Origin of the sequence: uncultured Mailhella sp. (genome assembly GCF_944324575.1) — a bacterium.
Classification (GTDB): Bacteria; Desulfobacterota; Desulfovibrionia; order Desulfovibrionales; family Desulfovibrionaceae; genus Mailhella.
The window spans coordinates 1-2,840 of the sequence record NZ_CALUWV010000160.1 but is presented as its reverse complement, the minus strand read 5'-3'; the positions used below and the strand labels follow the sequence as shown (position 1 = coordinate 2,840).

General features: G+C 63.2%; 2 protein-coding genes. One reads left to right on the top strand and one right to left on the bottom strand.

All coding sequences use genetic code 11. The annotated features are described in order from the left end of the window. Positions 1 to 160 precede the first annotated feature (160 nt). Positions 161 to 1,111 carry a bifunctional methionine sulfoxide reductase B/A protein gene (locus tag Q0J81_RS10970; RefSeq protein WP_294447881.1) on the bottom strand — a complete coding sequence of 317 codons (951 nt, stop codon included), beginning with the start codon at positions 1,109 to 1,111 and terminating at the stop codon, positions 161 to 163. A gap of 833 nt (positions 1,112 to 1,944) precedes the next feature. Between Q0J81_RS10970 and Q0J81_RS10965 the strand changes: the two genes are divergently transcribed. Next, positions 1,945 to 2,562: a metallophosphoesterase family protein gene (locus Q0J81_RS10965; RefSeq protein ID WP_294447880.1), complete on the top strand. Its 618-nt coding sequence runs from the start codon at positions 1,945 to 1,947 to the stop codon at positions 2,560 to 2,562. Positions 2,563 to 2,840: the final 278 nt, after the last annotated feature.

Sequence of the window (2,840 nt, the reverse complement as noted above, 5' to 3'; positions counted from 1 at the left end):
GCTGCGTTTAACGCCGGAAGTGAATTCCGGCTACTTGCGGCCGTCGGCGCGGACTCCTCAGGTCGCCCGCGTTCCCCAGAGCGTTGACAAGAAGCTGAAAGAACCAAGGGGGCGCGGGGGGAATTATTTCCCCCGCTGCCTTTCCTGTCTTTCCTGCCTTTTATCGGGGGGAGCCGTCGGCGCGGCGGTCGAAGCGGGGCACGGGCAGGTGGCAGGCTCCGCGGCCTGTACGTGCGGCGAAGTCCTGGTGCCAGGCTTCGGCCTCGTAGAAGGGGCCGGCGGGTTCGAGGGTGGTCACGACGTGGTAGCCCAGGGAGCGGAGTTCATCCATGAGCTTCTGCGCCGTGGCCTTCTGGTCCTCGTCGAGCCAGAATATGGCGGAGCGGTACTGCGTGCCCACGTCCGGGCCCTGCCTGTTGAGCTCCGTGGGGTCGTGAATTTCAAAAAAGCGGCGGACAATGGCCTCATAGCTGATTTTTTGGGGATCGAAGCGCACGAGCACGGCTTCGGCGTGGCCGGTGTTGCCGCGGCACACATCTTCGTAGGAAGGCCGGTCGAGGTGTCCGCCGGTATAGCCGGAACGCACGTCCACCACGCCGGGCAGTCTGCTCATGCCGTCCTCAACACCCCAGAAGCAGCCGCCCGCAAGCACGGCCACGCCGGTTCCCTTCACCTTTTCATAGAGCGCCAGCCCCAGCTTTTCCTTTTCACTGCCTGCGGGCGCAAAGCTCATGGACACGGAATTGACGCAGTAGCGCGTGTTCTTTGCGGTCAGGCGCTCCCCCTCGAACACGTGGCCGAGATGCGCCCCGCAATGACTGCACTGAATCTCCACACGCCGACCGTCGGCATCGGGCAGACGGCGCACCATGCCGGGCAGCGCGTCGTCAAAGGCAGGCCAGCCGCAGCCCGAGTCGAACTTGTCCGCCGAACGGTACAGCGCCACGCCGCACTGACGGCATAAATACGTTCCTGCCGCCCTGTTCCTTTCATACTCGCCCGTCCAGGGCGCTTCCGTGGCCCTGCAAAGAATAACCTCCGCTTCCATGGGGGTCAGAGGCGGCACGGCAGCGTCGCCGCGCGCCACAATGCGAAAACCGCTGTCATTCATCAAAACTGCCTCCCGCAACGGATCAAAGGGGGGTCGGGAAAATGCCGCAGACGCGGAACCGGTTCCAATACATGTCAGCAGCGCCGACAAACCAACAAGAAAGGCGCGTCGCGCATACATGTTGTCGTTCATGGGCCCTCATTATCAGGAATTATTACTGATAAGTAAATAGCCTCGACGTTTCGGAAAGGCAAGACCTTTTCTGCGGCAGGGCTCGGTCGAAACAAAGCACGCTGCCGCCGCAGAAAACAGGCAAGCGGACGTTCGCGGAAAAGGCTCCTGCGCCGAAAAACGCCGGGCCGTCGTCTGCGGCGCAAGGCAAGTCCCCGTGCCTTGCTCTCCCCGCATCCTTTTTCCCGAAAAAGCGGAAGCTCCGCAGCGTCCACACATCTGAGGACAGAAACGCTGTTTTCACTTTCCGCATCGGGGGCGCGACCATAGAGTTTTCTTTTCTTCCTGCGCCATCTGACGCACGGCGTCTTCGTGCGACGTTTGCGTTCTCAAGGCGGCAGACCGCGTTTCCTTTGAGTTCATTGCCGTTTTTCCGTTCCTTCATGCCCGACAACAGGAGTAACCGCCATGATTCTTACGACTGCACAGCTTCTGACCTTGCGCGTTGTTTCCGGGCTCGGCAGAGCGTCCACGGCGGACGTTATGCCACATCATGCGCGGGGAGCGCGCGGCCTTCGTGCCGACGGCGACGCCGGGGAGATGTTAAGCCTGCTGCGCTCTGCCCGCGCCGCGTGATGGAAGGCCCGGACGCCGCCCGCGTCCATGCGCCGTGCCCGGGCTGCTCTTCTGACCTGCCGAGCAACAAACGCCAAACGAACGCCATGCGAGACAGCAACCGACCTTTTCCCTTTCCGCTCCGCGCCGGGGCTTCACGGCTGCGACTGGCCGTCATTGCCGACGACGATTTCATGCGTCTTCCCGAAAACATCCGACCTGCGGACATTCTTCTTTCTCTGGGTGACGTTCATCCCCATACCGTGGCGCGGGCCGTCCGTCTTTTCAGGCCGCAGCGGATGTTTGTCGTGCACGGCAATCACGATATTCCCGGACCGTGGCCGGAGGGCATGGAAGATCTGCATGGCCGAAGCGCCCGGGCCTTCGGGCTGACGTTTGCGGGACTGTGCGGAAGCCTGCGCTACAAGAGCACGCCGGGCTTCATGCTTACGCAGGAGAAGGCGCGGGCCGTCATGATGCGTCTGCCCGCCGTCGACGTGCTCATAAGCCACAACTCCCCGGCGGGATACCACGAGCAGAACGACTTTGCCCATCAGGGCTTTCAGGCCGTCACGGAATACATCGACCGTCATGCTCCTGCGCTGGTGCTCCACGGGCATCAGCACGTCAACGCCGTTTCACGACGCGGGCGCACGCTCATTGCGGGCGTGTTCGGATGCCGCGTTTTCGAGCTGAGGCTCGACACCTTAAAAACGCCCGAATGACGCCCACGCCCGTCAGCTCCGGACACGCTGTACGGTCTCTTGACTTGCACGACGCCCGCTGCGCTTAACGGCGGAAGTGAATTCCGCCTGCCTGCGGCCGTCGGCCGGGCCGCTCGAAAGCGGCCCGGGGCCCCAGAGCGTTGACCCGGCGCTTTCCCCTGCCTTCTCCCGAGTACCGCCCACGCCCGTCAGCTCCGGACACGCTGTACGGAGGCGGGGCTTGCACGACGCCCGCGCGCTTAACGGCGGCGTGTAGGGACAGCGTGTAGATCTCGGTG

Bases quoted from the DNA above. Each gene is read 5' to 3' on its own strand.
- Q0J81_RS10970 (WP_294447881.1), bottom strand. From the start codon at position 1,111: ATGAATGACAGCGGTTTTCGCATTGTGGCGCGCGGCGACGCTGCCGTG.
- Q0J81_RS10965 (WP_294447880.1), top strand. From the start codon at position 1,945: ATGCGAGACAGCAACCGACCTTTTCCCTTTCCGCTCCGCGCCGGGGCT.